General features: G+C 64.3%; 17 protein-coding genes. 11 read left to right on the top strand and 6 right to left on the bottom strand.

All coding sequences use genetic code 11. From position 1 onward, the window contains the following. The 4 genes from ACYQ1H_RS09930 to ACYQ1H_RS09915 form a co-directional block, all read left to right on the top strand. On the top strand, positions 1-970 hold a 970-nt coding region (locus ACYQ1H_RS09930; RefSeq protein ID WP_460027894.1), incomplete at its 5' end, for a hypothetical protein. 52 nt (positions 971-1022) lie between these two features. Continuing rightward, complete coding sequence (locus ACYQ1H_RS09925; RefSeq protein ID WP_460027893.1) at positions 1023-2441, top strand: phosphatidylinositol-specific phospholipase C; 1419 nt, start codon at positions 1023-1025, stop codon at positions 2439-2441. 228 nt (positions 2442-2669) lie between these two features. Further along, on the top strand, positions 2670-4535 hold the full coding sequence (locus tag ACYQ1H_RS09920) for an MAC/perforin domain-containing protein (protein WP_460027892.1): 1866 nt from the start codon (positions 2670-2672) through the stop codon (positions 4533-4535). 98 nt (positions 4536-4633) lie between these two features. Then, positions 4634-6070, top strand: a complete 1437-nt coding sequence (locus tag ACYQ1H_RS09915) for a metallophosphoesterase (RefSeq protein ID WP_460027891.1) — start codon at positions 4634-4636, stop codon at positions 6068-6070. A 127-nt stretch (positions 6071-6197) separates the two neighbouring features. Here ACYQ1H_RS09915 and ACYQ1H_RS09910 read toward each other — a convergent pair whose 3' ends face one another. Both ACYQ1H_RS09910 and ACYQ1H_RS09905 read right to left on the bottom strand, forming a co-directional pair. Beyond that, the gene (locus tag ACYQ1H_RS09910) at positions 6198-7217 is read right to left on the bottom strand and encodes an NAD(P)/FAD-dependent oxidoreductase (protein ID WP_460027890.1); all 1020 of its coding nucleotides are present in this window, start codon (positions 7215-7217) and stop codon (positions 6198-6200) included. Positions 7218-7226: 9 nt separating this feature from the next. After that, complete coding sequence (locus tag ACYQ1H_RS09905; protein ID WP_460027889.1) at positions 7227-8240, bottom strand: tryptophan--tRNA ligase; 1014 nt, start codon at positions 8238-8240, stop codon at positions 7227-7229. A 211-nt stretch (positions 8241-8451) separates the two neighbouring features. Here ACYQ1H_RS09905 and ACYQ1H_RS09900 point away from each other — a divergent pair, with 211 nt between their 5' ends. The 3 genes from ACYQ1H_RS09900 to ACYQ1H_RS09890 are packed head-to-tail and all read left to right on the top strand — an operon-like array spanning position 8452 to position 9668. After that, complete coding sequence (locus ACYQ1H_RS09900) at positions 8452-8748, top strand: hypothetical protein (protein WP_460027888.1); 297 nt, start codon at positions 8452-8454, stop codon at positions 8746-8748. Positions 8749-8789: 41 nt separating this feature from the next. Continuing rightward, the gene (locus tag ACYQ1H_RS09895) at positions 8790-9194 is read left to right on the top strand and encodes a 6-pyruvoyl trahydropterin synthase family protein (RefSeq protein ID WP_460027887.1); all 405 of its coding nucleotides are present in this window, start codon (positions 8790-8792) and stop codon (positions 9192-9194) included. Positions 9195-9203: 9 nt separating this feature from the next. Next, a complete protein-coding gene (locus ACYQ1H_RS09890; RefSeq protein WP_460027886.1) occupies positions 9204-9668 on the top strand; it encodes a DUF1249 domain-containing protein in 465 nt (154 codons plus the stop codon). Positions 9669-9716: 48 nt separating this feature from the next. Here the strand turns inward: ACYQ1H_RS09890 and ACYQ1H_RS09885 are convergent, their stop codons facing one another. From ACYQ1H_RS09885 to ACYQ1H_RS09870, 4 genes are read right to left on the bottom strand one after another with little or no spacing between them, the layout of a single operon-like run. Continuing rightward, entirely contained in the window at positions 9717-10295 is a 579-nt protein-coding gene (locus tag ACYQ1H_RS09885; RefSeq protein WP_460027885.1) for a CPBP family intramembrane glutamic endopeptidase, read from the bottom strand. Then, entirely contained in the window at positions 10286-10792 is a 507-nt protein-coding gene (locus ACYQ1H_RS09880) for a CYTH domain-containing protein (protein WP_460027884.1), read from the bottom strand. Before ACYQ1H_RS09880 ends, ACYQ1H_RS09885 begins: the two co-directional genes overlap by 10 nt. Next, complete coding sequence (locus tag ACYQ1H_RS09875; RefSeq protein WP_460027883.1) at positions 10789-10974, bottom strand: hypothetical protein; 186 nt, start codon at positions 10972-10974, stop codon at positions 10789-10791. The genes ACYQ1H_RS09880 and ACYQ1H_RS09875 overlap by 4 nt, the downstream gene beginning before the upstream one ends. Before the next feature lie 17 nt (positions 10975-10991). Continuing rightward, the gene (locus ACYQ1H_RS09870; RefSeq protein WP_460027882.1) at positions 10992-11924 is read right to left on the bottom strand and encodes a substrate binding domain-containing protein; all 933 of its coding nucleotides are present in this window, start codon (positions 11922-11924) and stop codon (positions 10992-10994) included. A 126-nt stretch (positions 11925-12050) separates the two neighbouring features. Here ACYQ1H_RS09870 and ACYQ1H_RS09865 point away from each other — a divergent pair, with 126 nt between their 5' ends. The 4 genes from ACYQ1H_RS09865 to ACYQ1H_RS09850 all read left to right on the top strand — a co-directional run bounded on the left by ACYQ1H_RS09865 (position 12051) and on the right by ACYQ1H_RS09850 (position 16700). After that, entirely contained in the window at positions 12051-12515 is a 465-nt protein-coding gene (locus ACYQ1H_RS09865; protein ID WP_460027881.1) for a YybH family protein, read from the top strand. A gap of 358 nt (positions 12516-12873) precedes the next feature. Next, positions 12874-13455 (top strand): superoxide dismutase, encoded by a 582-nt coding sequence (locus ACYQ1H_RS09860; protein ID WP_460027880.1) that lies wholly within the window; start codon positions 12874-12876, stop codon positions 13453-13455. Between the two features lie 191 nt (positions 13456-13646). Next, a complete protein-coding gene (locus tag ACYQ1H_RS09855) occupies positions 13647-14066 on the top strand; it encodes an exosortase system-associated protein, TIGR04073 family (RefSeq protein ID WP_460027879.1) in 420 nt (139 codons plus the stop codon). A 21-nt stretch (positions 14067-14087) separates the two neighbouring features. Continuing rightward, positions 14088-16700 (top strand): PAS domain S-box protein, encoded by a 2613-nt coding sequence (locus ACYQ1H_RS09850; RefSeq protein WP_460027878.1) that lies wholly within the window; start codon positions 14088-14090, stop codon positions 16698-16700. Positions 16701-16734: the final 34 nt, after the last annotated feature.

Below are 16734 nucleotides of genomic sequence, written 5' to 3'. Positions count from 1 at the left end.
CTTGCAGGATTTCTACTCGCATAGCAATTATGCGGATCTCAACATGAATTGGCCGCTCTCCTGGGAAAGCATTCCAGGCCTTGGCCTGGAAAAAACCCCCGAGTTCTGGAATCTTGGCCTGGATACCCCGGACTTGCCCGTGCTTCCGGATGAACGCTTGTCCAGTGGTTGCTACCCGGATGGTTCATGCGCCAAGCAAAGCCGATCGAATCATGAGCAGAACAACAAGGACAAGTCCGATATCAATCTCATCACCGGCAAGGTAACCAATCCCAGGACGCCCCGTGGCCAGCTGGAGTATTTCGGCATCAGCAACGCCCAGCGCGCCGTCGACCTGGCCATACAGCAGACACGCATCGCCTGGGCCAATCTGCAGGCGGAGATCATCCGCAAGGAAGGTGCCGAGCGGGGCGCCAGGATCATCTGCGCGATCGCCAGTGATCGCCCAAACGATTGTGGAAAAACCCGGGCCCAGCTCAACTCGGCTATGCCGGTCGCGCAGCCCGAGTCGCCTTCGGAGGTCGAGAAGCCGTTTGAATGGGTGATCAAGGCTTATCAGGAAGCGGCCTCGCAGCTGGAGCAGAGCCGGCAAACGGGTGCGCCGGTGGCCGAGTACACGCCAAGCATCGCCACGACCGCCGAGTCGGCCAAGGCGAACTGGAAGAGTTGTGGGACGCTCGTCGTCGATCCACGCCCCGTGGAGGTCGGTGACGACACGGATCCCCGTCTGGTGGTGACCAACTTGCGGGTGAGGGGCAGCAGCTGCCAAGCGGCAGCCCGCATGGTCAAGACCAAGCGTCTGTCCAATACCCAGCTGGGCAAGGGCATCAAGTCACCCCTGCAATGTATTGCCATCCCGGATGTGGAAACCCCGCCGAGTGAAGATGCGCTGGTTGTGTGCAGGAACAGAAAGGAAACCATTGAAATCATGTTCACCCCGGATTGTCCCGACGGTGAGTGTGGGCTTTGAGCACAGCTGATTGCCGCTATTGGAAAACCGGATTTGCCTGATTAGTAAGATAATGATGAAGAAAAAAACTTTGGCCCTGGCACTGGTCATGCTCTCGATGTCGGAACTGGCCTTGGGTGCATCCCAGAAAACTATCCTCTGCGTGCGCAACCGAACGGCCCAGGCTCATGAGCTGGATGTGACCGGTATCGACAATTTCGATTGGGATGGCACATCGCGCCCCGACAACAACTTCAGGGGACAGCGCATCGATCCCGGCGAGACGCGCTGTAACCGCGAAGAAGTCAATGCCTACAGCAACCCTGCCTTCACCTTCCTGGTCGATGGGGATCCCACCCGCATGATGCTCTTGGGGCGTGCGTGGTTTGCCTTTCAATCGAGCAATAATCCCAATGCCCTGTACGGCGACAGGATGACCGATACGCACCCGCAGATTCTCCTCGAGGGTTACGCCTGCAATAACGACCCTGCCTGTCGGCTCTTCGAGATCCGGCAGGATGTGGCACCCAGCACCGCCTGGATGGGACAGCTGCCGGATGCCACCCGCCTGAACCAGATCACCATCCCCGGAACACACGATTCGGCTGCCTACCAGGGCAACGATTGGGCCGGCTGGCCGTTCTATATCGCCCAGTACATGGGCCTGGGTGATCGTTCCAGCCAGAGGTCCGATGATTTCAGGGGCGCACCGCAAATGTCGATTTACGAGCAGCTGATGGCGGGTGTGCGCTTCCTCGATCTGCGGGGGCGACGCGTCAAGGGGGGATGCGCCCTGCATCATGGCGCTTACTATCTCAATCAGGGTTGCGGGGAATTCCTGGATACCGTCTACGGATTCTTGCGCACTCATCCAACCGAAACGGTCGTGATTTCCGTCAAGGAAGAAGATACCCCGATGGATGAGAGTTTGCCTTTCGAAGAGACGATCAAGCGCTATATCGACCAGAATCCGGAGTATTGGTATGTCGGCAACGGGATTCCTTCCCTGGGCGTCAACACAACCCGCACACGGCTGGCGGTGGAGGACGGTAACACCAACGTTCGCGGTCGCATCGTGCTGATTCGCCGTTATGATGCGCCGCTCACCCAGTACGGGATCGATGCGTTCCGTGGCTGGCCGGACAATGGCGTCGGCATTACCCGAAGTGGACACTTCTATGTCCAGGACGGTTACAAGAATTATCTGGCAAACGACAAGTGGGGGCTGTTTGCAAGTGCTTCCGAGTCGGCAAGGGTTGCCGATGTCAAGGATGCCTCGGCTCCCTGGTACCTGAATTTCTCAAGCGGCTATTTTGGCATCCCGAATCCCTATAATTTCTCGAAAAACCTCAACTTCAGGGTCAGGGACTTTTACACCATCAACCACAGAACGGGCCACTTCGGCACGGTCATCATGGACTTCATGACACCGGAACTGGCCAGGACGCTGTATTCCACCAATTTTGCGCCCGGCTGGGGCAGGCGCAATTGAGTGGCCGGGGTGCCTGGCAAGTGCCGGAGCCATCGCGGTCAGGATGACATGAGGGGACATCAAGTACCTGTTCTCCTGATGTTGCCGGGAACGATAAAGTGCCGTCAGGCATTCCTGGTTCGGCAGGCGAGCTCTCGGCGGGACTCTTTCGAGGCACCCCTTTCTCACCGGCAGCCCGCTCAGGGGGGCTGCCGGTACCTCTACCCACATTCCTGAGGGGGCGGACTCATGCGATTCGTCAGCCGGTTTGCGACGGTGGCAGGGCTTTCAGTCATTCTGACGGCGCAAGCCGCCGCGGTGGCTCCGCCTTGCCCGGAGGGGCTCTGTCCCGGCCTCGGCAAGGCGTTTTATCTCCCCGTGACCAATCTCCTGGATGCCAAGGCCAACAGTGGCGGTCGAGCGGTCTTCAAGGACACCCGTATCGGCAGCTGTGCTACCCAGGTCGATCATCAGGAGGGCTTTCGCAGCTTTCGCACCCATGAGAGCGCCAGCCAGCTGACCGAGTCGCTGAACAACACTGTCGAGATCAAGGCCGGTTTCCCGGTGCAGCAGGTGAATATCGGTGGCACGGTCAATGCCACCACCGGACATCAATCGGTGCAGACCGAGGATTTCAAGTCGGTGGTTCTGGACATTGCCTCGGTCAACCTGCTGATTGATTTCGATCAATCCAGCCGCTGTCTGTTTCCGGACAATCTCGACCCCAACTTTCAGGCGGCTTTCGAGGCGCTGGCCCTGCCCAGCCCGGAACAGGCTGGCGAATCCTTCACCTGGGCCGGCTATACGCAATTTCTGCAGAACTGGGGTTCGCATGTGCAGGTGCAGCAGCAGATCGGCAGCCGGGTGCAGCAATGGGTGAGCAGCAAGACCGGCAGCACCGTCTCGACCGATACGCTCAAGGCGAAGGCCTGTTTCGATCTGGAGGGTTTCACGGGCGGCTGGAGCGCCAGGCCCTGCGCCATCATCGATGCCGGCAAGCGCTATGAAGCCTCGACCCAGGACACCAACAATCAGCGTTATATCGCCGGCGGCACGGCCGCGACCCGCACGGCGCTGCTGAGAGATTTCAACGAGAAAAATCTGCAGGATTTCATCGATGCCGCCCACCTGGGCGATCAGCCCGTCGCTTACCGCTACCTGCCGCTCTGGTCGGTGCTGCAGGAGGTGTATCGGGCGCCCTGCGGCCAGGCCGGCAAGGATTCGGCTGCTTGCAAGAACCTGCAGCGGGCGGTGGCGTTGCAAGCGGCCTACGAGGGTTTTGGCGCCTACGCCTGCAACAGGCAGGTCGACGGCCGCAATGCCATCATTCAAACGCTACGCGCACAGGGTCCGGACAGCCTGGGCATCTATTATTTCGCCTGCCATCAATCCAAGGCCGGCTGCCGGGAGAACAGCGATTGCAAGGTGTATCCCGGCGAACTCGCCTTTCAGTGCTACTGTGAGGGGCCCGGCTGCATCGACGCCAGCGCCATCAGCGGAATCCTCCAACGCCGCAATTTCGTGCGCGGCGAGGCGGAATACGACTATTGGGATTCCGACAAGGGCGTGAATGCCTCTTGCCAGGACAAGATCCTCAGCTGCAACTGCGACGAGGGCTGGTCCGGCGGTCCGCTGGCCCGCGACATCTGGGATCAGGCGCTGAGCGGCACCGGCGCGAGGGTTGCCTCAGGCCGCACCGCGGCATCGGCAAGCACGGCAAGTGCCATCCAGCCGGCGGAGGTCGAGCCGTCCGAGCCGAACTTCTACACACTGCATGTCGACGTCGGCACCCAGGAAATCCTCACGCCCGCGGAGGCGCGCCGGGCTGAAAAGGCGGCGCAACGGGCCGAAGCGCTGGGCGATACCAGACATAACCGGGTCTGGAGCGAACCGGCGGGTATCGACTGCCCGGGCCTGTGCGAGGCGGCTTTCCCCAGGGGCATCACGATCACCCTGCGCTACGAGGAAAACCTCGACCATCAATTCGTCGAGTGGACCGGCACGGCTTGCTATAAACGCACCAACCAGCAAGCCACCCGCGGCAAGACCTGCCTGATCGAAAGCATGGGCGAGGAAAAGCGCGTGGGCGCGGTGTTCAGGATCGCACCGAAATGAAGAGCTGGTTCGCACGGCGCCAACCGTTTTCGTCTCTCCCTAACGCCTGGCTGTCCCGGGCAATATCGCCCCAAGAAACACCACCCGCAGAGCCGCATATGTCCACCGTCCTGGAACGCATGACTCGAATCTCCCTGTTCACGATCGCCGCTATCGTGTTGGCCCCACAGGGCACAGCGACCGCCGATGCGCGGGTCGATAACGTCTTTGTTGCCTATACGCTGGTAGCGCCAGTGGCGCAGGTGCCCTCCGGCTTGCTGGCCAGGGCGGTCGTTCCTGCCGGGGGCACCTGTCCTGTCTTGCGGGTGAAAAAAGGCAGCGGTGGGAGCACGGCCTGGTTCAAGGTGCCGATGTCCGAGCGCAGGCCGCCCGATACCACCTATCCCGCCTTTTCCGCCGTACGGGTCTGCGAGGCGGCCATACCGAGACACTCGCTGGCAGCAAGGGTGTTGGGCCGGGATATCCCTGCGCACATGCCGTCTCGCATCAGGCGGCTGGCGGTACTGGGCGACACCGGTTGTCGGGTGGGGCAGCAGGATTGCAGCAATCCCGACAGGTGGCCATTGGCCAGGACGGCCGAACGTATTGCCGAGGGCAAGCCACATGTGGTCCTGTTCCTGGGGGACTTCTTCTACCGTGAGAAACCATGCCCGGCCGATCAGTGGCAATGGTGCGGTTCGACGCCGGAACCGATCGAAGGACCGGCGCCTGATTTCTTCAAGTTCTCTGATACGGATTACAGCTGGCTGGCCGACGTCTTCATACCGATGCGCCCATTGCTTGCGGCGGCCCCTCTGGTGGTGGTGCGCGGCAATCATGAGGCGTGCAGCCGTGGCGGCAACGGTTATTTCCTCTTCTTCGACCCGCGCCGGGATACGGCCAATGTCTGCGCGCCGAGCGTCACCGGCGGTCCCGTGCCGGTCAACAGCATTACGCCCAGCTGGTCTGCCGACCTGAAGATTCGTCCCGACTGGCGGCTGCGCCTGGCAATCGTCGATTCCGCCAGCCCGGAAAAGCGTGGTGATTATGATGTCGTTTCCTATGGCATCAACTGGGCCGAGGCCTACCGTCCCTTCTTCGCCCAGGCAGCCGGCTTCACGGCACCGCAAGCGGATGTCGAGTCCTGGTTGCTGACCCACCGGCCGGTCTTCGGCATCGCTCATGAAACCGCGCCCGATCTCTGTCTTGGCGCGGCATCCTGCACCCTTTGGACGTCCGTCCCCAACCAGTCGGCCGCCTATGGGCTGCTGGACAACTACAGCCTGATACTGTCCAGTCATATTCATCTTGCGCAAAGCACGCAAATACCCGGACAGCCGCCTCAGCTGGTGCTTGGGAATGGCGGTACCCACCTTGAAGCGGAGGTCGATTATTCGCTCCCGCTGGCGGGCGGGCCGCTGACGGGGGTCAAGGATCTGCCGGCCTGGGTGACGCAGCCTTATCCCACGGCTACCTCGAGCTGGACGGACGTCCGCTTCGGTTACGCCATGCTCCATCCCGGCAAGCGCAGGGGGAATGGCGATGGCAGCACATGACCCCGGAGGGCAGTGTATTCGCCCAATGCGAGCAGGCCGGGAGATCGCTCGACTGCGCTTCCCAGGTGGCCCATCCGGAACCGTGGGGTGTTTGGCGGGGGCGGCCGATCAGGCTGCTGACGACTCCCTAGAAGATATAGGGATGCGCCGCGCTGAAGCCATGGACCTTGGCGCGCGGCTGGAAGACCGGTGGCTGCCAGGGATCGGCGGTCTGGCCGCTGAGGAACCGGGCCAGCCAGAGGGCCTGCTGGCGGATGGGCATGACGTAGGCATAGATGCGGCCATCGGCGCATTCGGCGGCGTCGCCGAGGGCGTGGATGGCCGGGTCCGTGGTGCGCAGGTAGCCGTCGACGCGGATGCCGCGCCCGATCGCGAGGCCGGCGGCCTCGGCCAGCGCCGTGCGCGGCTTGAAGCCGGTGGCGACGAGGATGCCGTCGAATTCGCCCATGTGCTCATCGGCCAGCCGGATGGCCAACTGGTCGCCGTCCGCCTCGAAGGCTTCGGCACCGGCATTCAGGCGTACCTCGATGCCCAGGCCTTGCAGCACCGTCAGCAGGGTGGCGGAATCCTCCTCCACCAGCTGGCGTTCCATGAGGCGTGGCAGGGCATGGAACAGCACCACCTGGTCGCCGGCCTTGGCGAGATCGGAGCCGACCTCGCAGCCGATCAGCCCGCCGCCGATGACGGCCCAGCGTGGCGTCCTGCCGCCGGCCAGGATGCCCGCGCGCTCCCGGCGCAGGGCGATGAGGTCGTCCAGGCTGTTGATGACCCGGAAATGCTGTTCGGACCCGCGAAACGGCGGCGGCACGAAGGCGTCCGAACCGGGCGCCAGCACCAGTCGGTCATAGCCGATGGATGCTGGCTGGCCATCCTGGCGGCAGGCGACCGATCTGGACGCCCGGTCGATGGACAGGACCTCGATGCCGGCACGCACCTCGATGCCCTCGGCCCGGAGGGCGTCGAAGGATTTCAGGACAATCCTGGTTTCCACATCGTCCCGTGAAAAGCCGTGGGAAAGCATGGGGCGCGAATAGTAGCCATGCGTTTCCCGGGTCAGCACGGTCAGCCGGGTGTCGGGGGACAGCTTGTGCAGTTCCTCGGCCAGGAGAATGCCGGCCATGCCGGAGCCGATGATGACGATGTGCATGCGGGTGCCTCAGCCGAGTGGACGAATGCCGATGCTGGCGCGGATTTCCTTCATGAACGGACCGCTGTAGGCGCGGGCCTTGGCCGCACCTTCCTGCAGCACCTCCTCGATTTTCCCGGGCGCTTCCAGCAGCGCCTCGTAGCGCTCGCGAGCGGCCTTGAGATGGTCGTTGAGGTATTCGAACAGGATGCCCTTCATCTCGCCCCAGCCGATGCCCTCGGCATAGCGGACGCGGATGGCGGCGGTTTCCTCGGGCCGGGCGAAGGCCTTGTAGAGGCTGAACAGGGTGCAGCTATCGGGATCCTTGGGCTCACCCGGCTCCTGCGAGTTGGTCTTGATCTTGTTGATGAGCTTGCGGAACTTCTTCTCCTCCAGGAACAGCGGAATGGTGTTGTCGTAGCTCTTGCTCATCTTGCGTCCATCCAGGCCGAGCAGGGTGGCGGTGTCCTCGCTGATGACGGCCTCGGGGATGACGAAGTGCTCGCCATAGATATGGTTGAAGCGGCCGGCGATGTCGCGCGCCATCTCGATGTGCTGGACCTGATCGCGGCCGACCGGCACCCGGTGGGCGTTGAACATCAGGATGTCGGCGGCCATCAACACCGGATAATTGAACAGGCCCATGGTGACGCCCTTGTCCGGGTCGCTCTCGCCGCTGTCCTGGTTCGCCTGTACGGCGGCCTTGTAGGCATGGGCGCGGTTCATCAGGCCCTTGGCGGTGACGCAGTTGAGTAGCCAGGCCAGTTCGGCAATTTCCGGCACGTCGGACTGGCGGTAGAAAACGGCGTTGGCGGTATCCAGTCCCAGGGCCAGCCAGGTGGCGGCGATTTCCAGCGTCGATTGCCGCACCCGCTCGGGGTCCTGGCACTTGATGAGGGCGTGATAATCGGCCAGGAAATAGAAGGGCAGCACATCATGCCGATGGCTGGCCTCGATGGCCGGGCGGATGGCGCCGACGTAGTTGCCAAGGTGGGGCGTACCGGTGGTGGTGATGCCGGTCAGGACATGCAGTTTGCTGCTCATGAATGCGATGGTCTGGACGTGAGCGATGGGTGAATCGTCAGGGGAACGGTCGGTCCCCGGCCAGCGTCGAACAATAGCACAGGGCCTGTTGCGGGCGAAGAGCGCGGGTTGCGGTCTGGCGCCAGAGGCAAGTCTGGTCCGCCCCAGGCGGAGACCCGGCGCCGGGTCTGCATTACAATTGAGCGCTTTGATGTCCGTCCGGAGAACCCCTGTGAACCATGAGTTCCCCGCCAGTCCGGGGGAAATGCCCCTGAACAGCGAGGTGACCTACCGTCCCATTGCCGAAGCCGCTGCCAGCAGTGGCCAGGGCATCGCCCTCAGTGGCGACGGCATCCGCTTCCGTGGCCCCCGGGCACTGAAGCCGGGCACGGCGGCCGAAGTGCGTATCGCCCCCGTCCGCGGTCTGTCGCCGCCGCTCACGGCCTATATCGAGGTCAGCCGCTGCGATGCCGAGCCCGGCGGCGAATTCCGGATCGCCGGGGTCATCAAGGGCATTCGCAGCGAGTGACGCCCGTCCTGCCCGGATCTTCCTCCAGTTTGTCTTTTCCCATGTACACCATCACCAAGGACGTCTATTTCTGCTACGGGCACCGTCTCATGGCGCATCCCGGCAAATGCCGCCATCTGCATGGCCACAGCGTGAAGGCGGCGATCACCGTGGCCGCGCCGGCGCTGAACGAACAGGGCATGGTGTGCGATTTCGCCGACATCAGCGCCGTGGCGCACCGCTACATCGATACCGTGCTGGATCACAACCTGTTGCTGCATCGCGACGATCCGCTGGTGCCGGCGCTGGAACAGGCCGGCGAGCGCTTCCTGCTGCTGGAAGAACACCCGACGGCGGAATGCCTTGCCCGCATGATCTACGAGGAAGTGAAGGCGCAGGGCCTGAATGTGCAGCGGGTCTCCCTGTGGGAGACGACCAGCGCCTGTGCCAGCTACGCCGAGCCCTGACGCCGGTCCATGAGCGTTTTCAATCCGGTCGAGAAATCCCTGTGCCTGCATCAGCTGTGCGAAGCGAACTACGCCCGCCTGTGCCGCCTGGTGCCGGATCTCGCGCGGCGCGAGCGGGCGGCCGTCGCCACCGCGCAGGGCAAGCCGGCCCTCTACCTGCGGGTGGTGGAACGTTCGCCCTTCACGCTGGTGGTGGAACTGACCCATGACTTTGCCGCGGGTTACGAGGCCGGGATGGAGCCGGCCGTGCGGCTGCGTGTCTGCCTCGACGCGCGGACCGTGGAGATGCTCAACGACGCCGCCCGGCCGCGGGTCCATGAGGCGCTCAGCGGCGATCCGCTGCCGGAGGCGGTACTGGACTACAAGTGGTCGCTGAATTACTTCCTGTCCCGCTGGCTCGACCATTGCTTGACCAGCCGTTACCGCTTCGGCAGCGAAGTCCGGGAAACCGAGGCGCGGCTGGCCTCGGCCTGACGGTCATCGCCGGGGCAGGGACTGGCTCCGCCGCCTGACCGGCGGGACTTATGCCGCTCGCTGCCGCCGCCAGGCGCTGGCCACGGCGACGAAGGCCAGAAAGTCGTAGAGGGCGTGGATCAGGATGGGGGTCAGCAGGTTGCGTTCCGGTCCGACGTCCAGCATCAGGCCCAGGTAGAGTCCGCACACCCCGGCCAGCAGCGCGTAGACCGGCGTGATCCAGTGGACCAGGGCGAAGGCAAGGTTGCTGAAGACGAGCCCGCCCAGCCAGCCCCAGTCGAGCTCCAGCCAGGGTTGCAGCAGCCCGCGGAACAGGATTTCCTCGGTGATGCCGGCCAGGAGTCCCAGGTAGAGCAGTTCCGGTCCGCTGCACGCAGCCAGCAAGGGTCCCATCTTGTCGATCAGGAAACGCCGGATCTCGCGGGTGGCATCCAGCCGGTCGGACAGCAGGAACAGACCATAGAGCGGCAATGTGCCGAGGGCGCCCCAGAACAGACCGGTCGCGTCGACGCGCAGCGCCGCCACGGGGTCGATGTCCAGCAACCCGCCGAGCGCGTAGGCCAGCACCACCAGGCCCAGTTCGAAGACGCTGGCCAGCCAGAGGAACTGTCCCCGGGTCAGTCGCATGCGGATGGCGGGTCGCGCCAGTCGCGATAGGGATGGGAGGCCAAGCAGGTGTTGTAGTAGCGCGGGTCGTGGGTAACTTCCTCGCCGACCCAGGCGGGTTTCTCGAAGGGCTCGTCAGGATCGTCCAGCTCGATTTCGGCGACCACGAGGCCGGCGTTAGCACCTTCGAAAACGTCCACCTCCCAGGTATGCCCGCCCACATCGACCAGATGCCGGGTTTTTTCGATCAGCGGCTTGCAGGTGAGGGTATCGAGCATGCGGTGCGCATCCGCCAGCGGGATGGGGTAGTCGAACTCGAGCCGCTGCGCGCCGATGGTGACGCCCTTGAGGTTCAGCCAGGCGCTGTCTCCGGCGATGCGCACACGCACCGAGCAGTGCTGCTCGTGGTTGAGATAGCCCTGGCGCATGCGGGTGGCGCATCTGGCCTCGGTCCGCCAGGCCTCCGAGCGCACCAGGAACTTGCGCTCGATTTCCAGATGGGAGCGGTTACCGTTCACCAGCCCAGCAGTTTCCGCCGCAGACGGCTGATCGGGGCCTCGAAATAGAGCAGGCCGGCGATGCTGAGGATGACCACCGCCGCCAGGTAGCGTCCGGCGACCAGGGTGCCCATGCCGGCCAGCAGGGCGAACAGTGTCAGCATTTCCTTGAAGGCGAGCAGCAAGGCGTCTCTCTCGTTCATCGCGCCATTCTCCGGCATCAGGCTTCTTGCAACTGGTCCTGGGCCCACTCTTCCCAGTAGGGCTTCGGGTGGAAGCGTTCATGCAGGAAATCCACGAAGGTCCGCACCTTGGCCGACAGGTGCTTGCGGTGCGGATAGACGGCGTGGATTTCCAGCGGGGCGGGCACGTATTCCGTCAGCACCGCCTGCAGGCGGTTCCTGCGGATGTCCTGCCCGACCATGTAGGTCGGCAGTATGACCAGTCCCAGACCGCTGAGTGCCGCGATACGCAGGGCATCGGCGACGTTGGCCTGCATGGTGCCGCCGACCTTGATCACGGTGGTCTCGCCGCCGGGAATGTTGAACTGCCAGTGATCGCGCGGCGCCATGCTCATGTTGATCAGGCAGTTGTGCTGGCGCAGTTCCTCCGGCGTCCTCGGCACCCCATGCCGGCTGAAATAGGCCGGCGATCCGCAGACCACCCGCTGCGAGGTGCCGAGCGAGCGCGCGATCAGGCTGGAATCCTGCAACTCGTCGAGCTGGATGGCCAGGTCGTAGCCCTCCTCGATCAGGTCGATGCTGCCGGTCTGCAGGCTCAGCTCCACGTGCACGTCGGGGTAGACCTCCATGTAGGCGCCGATGGCGGGGGCCAGGTGATAGGAGCCGAAAAAGGGGGTGGCGCAGACCTTGAGCAGGCCGCGTGGCTCGGTCTGCAAGCGGGTGACGGCGAGCTCCATCTCTTCCATGTCGTCGAGAATTTGCCGGCAGCGCTCCAGGTAGACCGCGCCCACTTCCGTGAGGTTGAGGTTGCGGGTGGTGCGGTTCAGCAGCCGGATGCCCAGGCCGTTTTCCAGCTGCATGACGTGTTTTGTCGCCATGGCGCGCGACAGGCCCAGTTCCTTGGCCGCGGCGGCAAAGCTGCCGGCCTTGGCAACCTTGCTGAAGACCAGCATGCTTGTCAGTTTATCCATCTCGACAGGTCAGACTATTGTTGTTGTTTATAGAAACAATCAGCAATCTTTATTGGATATTGTAAACCGATAGTGTTGTCATGTACCACGACCTCGACCCGAGGTCGACACCGATGGAGGTTTACCATGCAGCGTACTTTAGGACTATTACTTGCTTTAGTCACTATCGCAGGGGCTGCCCGGGCCGAGACCGAGCCGGCCGCCCGCCAGATCGCGGAGGCGGCGGCGGCGCAGTGGAATGCGGCATTCGCGCAGGGCCGTGTCGAGGATGTGCTGTCCCTGTATGCCGACGATGCCCTGCTGTTGCAGCCCAACGGCACGGTTGCCCACGGGGCCGGCCAGATCCGCGATTTCTGGCAGCAGCTCATGCGGCAGGGCGCCTATGCCATGGACGTGCTCGACGTCCGGCGCGAGCTCGACGACACGATCGTCACCCGGATCCGGTTCTCGGATGTCAAGAGCATGCCGAGTGTCCGCCCGCAGACGATGAAGTACCGCTACGGCGGCGTCATCTACAGCGTGCTCAGGCAACAGTCCGATGGCCGCTGGAAGGCCGAGGTGCAGCGCTGGGACCGCGACCGCAATATCTGAGGTCACTCCCCGCTGTGTATTCGACACGTCCGATCATGATGGATGAGCCATGAACGACCGACGGATTGCGGCCCTTGGTCGCCGACGAGACGAGAGCTTCCCCTGGAAGCTCTTTTTTTGCCCGGCGGTCCGGTGTCGCGGCGCCATGCGCGCGGGCCCGGGATCGGCGCCAGCTTCCCGGCCCGCGGCCCGCGGCCCGATGTCCGGGGCGTCCGGCCCGGTAACCGTCATGCTGCCCGACTTTGCCCGTCCGGCCACGGATGGTAGACTGATTCCATAGCAATTCACTAGGGATTGCGTCATCAACCCTGCCGGCGATCGCCGGCGGTATTCAATCGACGATCGAGATGGAGTTTGCATGAAGCACGAGCTGCCCCCCTTGCCCTACGAGAAAACCGCACTGGAGCCTTTCATCACCGCGGAGACGCTGGAATACCACTACGGCAAGCACCACCAGGCCTACGTCACCAACCTCAACAACCTGATTGTCGGTACCGAGTTCGAGGATCTCCCGCTCGAGGAGATTGTCCGCAAGTCCTCCGGCGGTATCTTCAACAACGCCGCCCAGGTCTGGAACCACACCTTCTACTGGAGCTGCATGAAGCCGAACGGTGGCGGTCAGCCGACCGGCGCGCTGGCCGAGGCCATCGACAAGGCCTTCGGCTCCTTCGATGCGTTCAAGGAAGCGTTCACCAAGTGCGCCGTCACCACCTTCGGTTCCGGCTGGGCCTGGCTGGTCAGGAATGCCGACGGCAGTCTGGCGCTGGTGAGCACCGGCAACGCCGGCTGCCCGCTGACCAGTGGCCAGACGCCGCTGCTGACCTGCGATGTCTGGGAGCACGCCTACTACATCGTCTACCGCAACGCGCGTCCCAAGTACGTGGAGGATTTCTTCGGCGTCATCAACTGGGACTTCGTCGCTGCCAATTTCGCTGGCTGAGCCGGCGTCCGCGGACGCTCGCAAAGCCGCCGGGCGCCCTGCGTGCCCGGCGGCTTTTTTCTGTGCCGCGATCGGGCGTCCGGCCCCTTCCGCCGGCCGGGTTTCGAGATTCGTCCCGATATCAAGCATAATTGCCCGCCGGCGTATCCCCGTGTTGCGCCTTTCCCGTCCACCACCATGGAGTCGACCGCGTGCGCACCTGGATTTCCCGTTTGCCCCTGCTGCTGGCCCTGGGCATGGGCCAGCCCGCCCTGGCCGAGGAGGCCACCTATGGCGAGATGGTCCGCACCAAGCTGGCCTCGGGCATTACCAACATGGCTTTCGGGCTGGCCGAATTGCCCAAGAACGTCATCAACACCTCGAACGAGGTGAACGTGCTGCTGGGTGCCACCGGCGGGGTCCTCAAGGGCACCTTGCACACCCTCGGCCGTCTCCTGGCCGGAACCCTGGATTTCATCACCTTCCCGGTACCGTCGCAGCCGATCACCCATCCCGCCTACCCGTGGCAGCAGTTCGGCACCGATACCACCTACGGACCCTTCTTCGACATGAGCCGCAAGCTGCCCGAGGAGCGGACCCGCCTGCCGGCGGCAGCGCCGAGGGCGCCCTGACCGGCGGGCGGTAACCGTCCCATGGCGCAGGTCTCGGCCCCTCCGGCGGCCGTCGGGCTGGATGCACTGACCCGGGCGCTGCTGTCCATCAGCGACACGCTGCTGTTCGTGCTCGACGAGCAGGGTCGTCTGCTGGCCGCCAGCAGCAGCGCATGCCAGCGACTGGGCCTGGCGGATCACCCGGTGCCGGGCGAAGACCTGCTGGGGCGGCTGGGCTTCGCGGCCCAACGGCTGGCCGCCGAACATTTCGACGCCGCCGGGCCCCGCTGCCTGGGCGAGATCGAACTGACCCTGCCCGACGGCGAGCGCGCCAGGTTCCAGGCCCGTCTGGCGCGCAACGCCGGCCCCGGCGCCTGGCGCTGGCTGCTGGCGCTGGAGGACGAGGATGCCCAGTTCTGCGATGTGGAAGCGCATTTCCGCGCCATTGTCGACACCATCACCGACAGCGTCATCGTCATCGACGAGCACGGCATCATCCAGCTCGTCAACCCGGCCGTTACCCAGTTGTTCGGCTACCGTCGCGAGGAACTGATCGGCCACAGCATCAACATGCTCATGCCGTCGCCGGAGCATGACCGTCACGACGGCTACCTGCGCCGCTATTGCGCCACCGGCGAGCCGCACATCATCGGCGAAGGCCGCGAGGTTGTCGCCCTGCGCAAGGATGGCCGGCGGTTGCCCATCTATCTGGCGGTCGGCGAACTCGGCCACGATGGCCCGCACCGTTTCGTCGGCATCATCCACGACCTGAGCCCGCGCCGGCAGGCCGAGGAACGCCTGATCCTTTTGTCCAGCGCGGTGGAGCAGGCGCCGGCCGGCATTCTCATCACCAGTCTCAAGGGCGAGATCGAATACCTCAACGCCGGCTTTACCCGGCTGACCGGCTACACCGCCGAGGAGGTCATCGGCCGCAACCTGTTTGCCGCCAATTCCGTGCTGCCCGCCATCGCCGGCAATGCCTCGCTGTGCTGGCGGCTGCTGTCGGTGCGGGAATGGTGCGGCGAGCTGGCCGACCGCCGCAAGACCGGCGAGGCCTACTGGGCCTCAGTGACGTTTTCCCCGATCCAGGACAAGCAGGGCGTGGCCATGCGGCTGCTGGGGCGCTTTCAGGACATCACCCAGCAGAAGCGCGACCAGGAGGCACTGGCCGAGAGCGAGGAACGCTTCAGCGAGGTGGCCCGGATGGTCGGCGAGTGGCTGTGGGAACAGGATGCGGCGGGCTTCTACACCTACAGCAGCGACGCGGTCGAGGACATCCTCGGCTATCCGCCCGAGGCCATCATCGGCAAGCATTATCTCGACCTCCTGACCGAGGCCGACCGCCACCTCTGGTCCAGCACCCTGCCGCCGGCCGAGCGCGTCAAGGGGCCCTTCAAGCGGCTCATCAACCACTACCGCCATCGCGACGGCCACGAGGTCTTCACCGAATCCTCCGGCGTGCCGATCGCCGACGACAAGGGTGAAACCCAGCGCTGGCGGGGCGTTGACATGGACATCACCGAGCGCAAGCGCAGCGAGGACGCCCTGCGCCTGCGCGAGCGCGCCATCGAGGCCGCCAGCGTCGGCATCGCCATCGCCGACGCGCGCACTCCGTACTTCCCCAACATCTACGTCAACTCGGCCCTGTGCCGGATCACCGGCTACGACGAGAGCGAGCTGCTCGGCAACAGCCTCCGTCTCCTGCAGGGACGTGGCACCGATGCCGCCGCCCGCGAGAAGATCCGCCAAGCGCTCGACAGCGGCGGTTCCTGCGAGGTCATCATCCGCAACTACCGCAAGGACGGCACCGGCTTCTGGAACGAACTGCTGCTGTCGCCCGTGCATGACGAGCAGGGCGTCCTGACCCACTACATCGGCATCATCGCCGATGTCAGCGAGCGCCGCCGCGCCGAGGACGAACGCCACGAACTGGAAATCGCCCGCCAGATCCAGATGTCCCTGCTGCCGAAAGCGCCCCTGCGGCTGTCTGATGTCGAGGTGGCCGGGGTCTGCGTGCCGGCGGCGCAGGTCGGCGGCGACTACTACGACTATTTCCAGCACGGCGACTGCATCGATGTCGTCATCGCCGACGTGTCCGGCCACAGCGTCGGCGCCGCCCTGATCATGGCCGAGATGCGCAGCACCCTGAAGGCGGAACTGCGCCGCACCCACGCCGAGCTCGACAGCACCGCCCAGCTGCTGGGCGCGCTCAACGAGGTCCTGCACGCCGATCTCAGCGGCGCGGACCTGTTCATCACCATGTTCTACCTGCGTTACAACCGCAAGACCCGGCGTCTGCGCTACGCCAGCGCTGGCCACAACCCGCCCTTGCTGCTGCGCGCCTCGGCCCCGACCTGCATCGGCCTCGATGCCGAAGGCCTGGTGCTCGGGGTCAATCGCCAGGTCCGCTTTCTCGAGGAGGAGATGCAGCTGGAGCCGGGCGACCGGCTGCTGCTCTATACCGACGGCGTCACCGAGATGCAGAACAGCCACTGCGAGTTCTTCGGTTGCAAGCGCCTGTGCAATGCCTTCTCCGGTCTGCGGCAGCAGACGGCCGCCACCACCCTGGAGAGCCTGCTCGATCAGCTGCGCGAATTCCGTTCCGCCAAGGTATTCATGGACGACATCAGCATGGTGGCCATGAATGTATTCTGAGCTGGTGCCGGCGCACCCCGCGCGGCGGCCACCC

This window comes from Methyloparacoccus murrellii (assembly GCF_054657115.1).
This window is presented reverse-complemented; position numbering and strand designations above follow the sequence as displayed.

Bases quoted from the DNA above. Each gene is read 5' to 3' on its own strand.
- ACYQ1H_RS09920 (WP_460027892.1), top strand. From the start codon at position 2,670: ATGCGATTCGTCAGCCGGTTTGCGACGGTGGCAGGGCTTTCAGTCATT.
- ACYQ1H_RS09905 (WP_460027889.1), bottom strand. From the start codon at position 8,240: ATGAGCAGCAAACTGCATGTCCTGACCGGCATCACCACCACCGGTACG.
- ACYQ1H_RS09860 (WP_460027880.1), top strand. From the start codon at position 12,874: ATGAAGCACGAGCTGCCCCCCTTGCCCTACGAGAAAACCGCACTGGAG.
- ACYQ1H_RS09890 (WP_460027886.1), top strand. From the start codon at position 9,204: ATGAGCGTTTTCAATCCGGTCGAGAAATCCCTGTGCCTGCATCAGCTG.
- ACYQ1H_RS09875 (WP_460027883.1), bottom strand. From the start codon at position 10,974: ATGAACGAGAGAGACGCCTTGCTGCTCGCCTTCAAGGAAATGCTGACA.
- ACYQ1H_RS09925 (WP_460027893.1), top strand. From the start codon at position 1,023: ATGATGAAGAAAAAAACTTTGGCCCTGGCACTGGTCATGCTCTCGATG.
- ACYQ1H_RS09865 (WP_460027881.1), top strand. From the start codon at position 12,051: ATGCAGCGTACTTTAGGACTATTACTTGCTTTAGTCACTATCGCAGGG.
- ACYQ1H_RS09915 (WP_460027891.1), top strand. From the start codon at position 4,634: ATGTCCACCGTCCTGGAACGCATGACTCGAATCTCCCTGTTCACGATC.
- ACYQ1H_RS09910 (WP_460027890.1), bottom strand. From the start codon at position 7,217: ATGCACATCGTCATCATCGGCTCCGGCATGGCCGGCATTCTCCTGGCC.
- ACYQ1H_RS09895 (WP_460027887.1), top strand. From the start codon at position 8,790: ATGTACACCATCACCAAGGACGTCTATTTCTGCTACGGGCACCGTCTC.
- ACYQ1H_RS09885 (WP_460027885.1), bottom strand. From the start codon at position 10,295: ATGCGACTGACCCGGGGACAGTTCCTCTGGCTGGCCAGCGTCTTCGAA.
- ACYQ1H_RS09850 (WP_460027878.1), top strand. From the start codon at position 14,088: ATGGCGCAGGTCTCGGCCCCTCCGGCGGCCGTCGGGCTGGATGCACTG.
- ACYQ1H_RS09870 (WP_460027882.1), bottom strand. From the start codon at position 11,924: ATGGATAAACTGACAAGCATGCTGGTCTTCAGCAAGGTTGCCAAGGCC.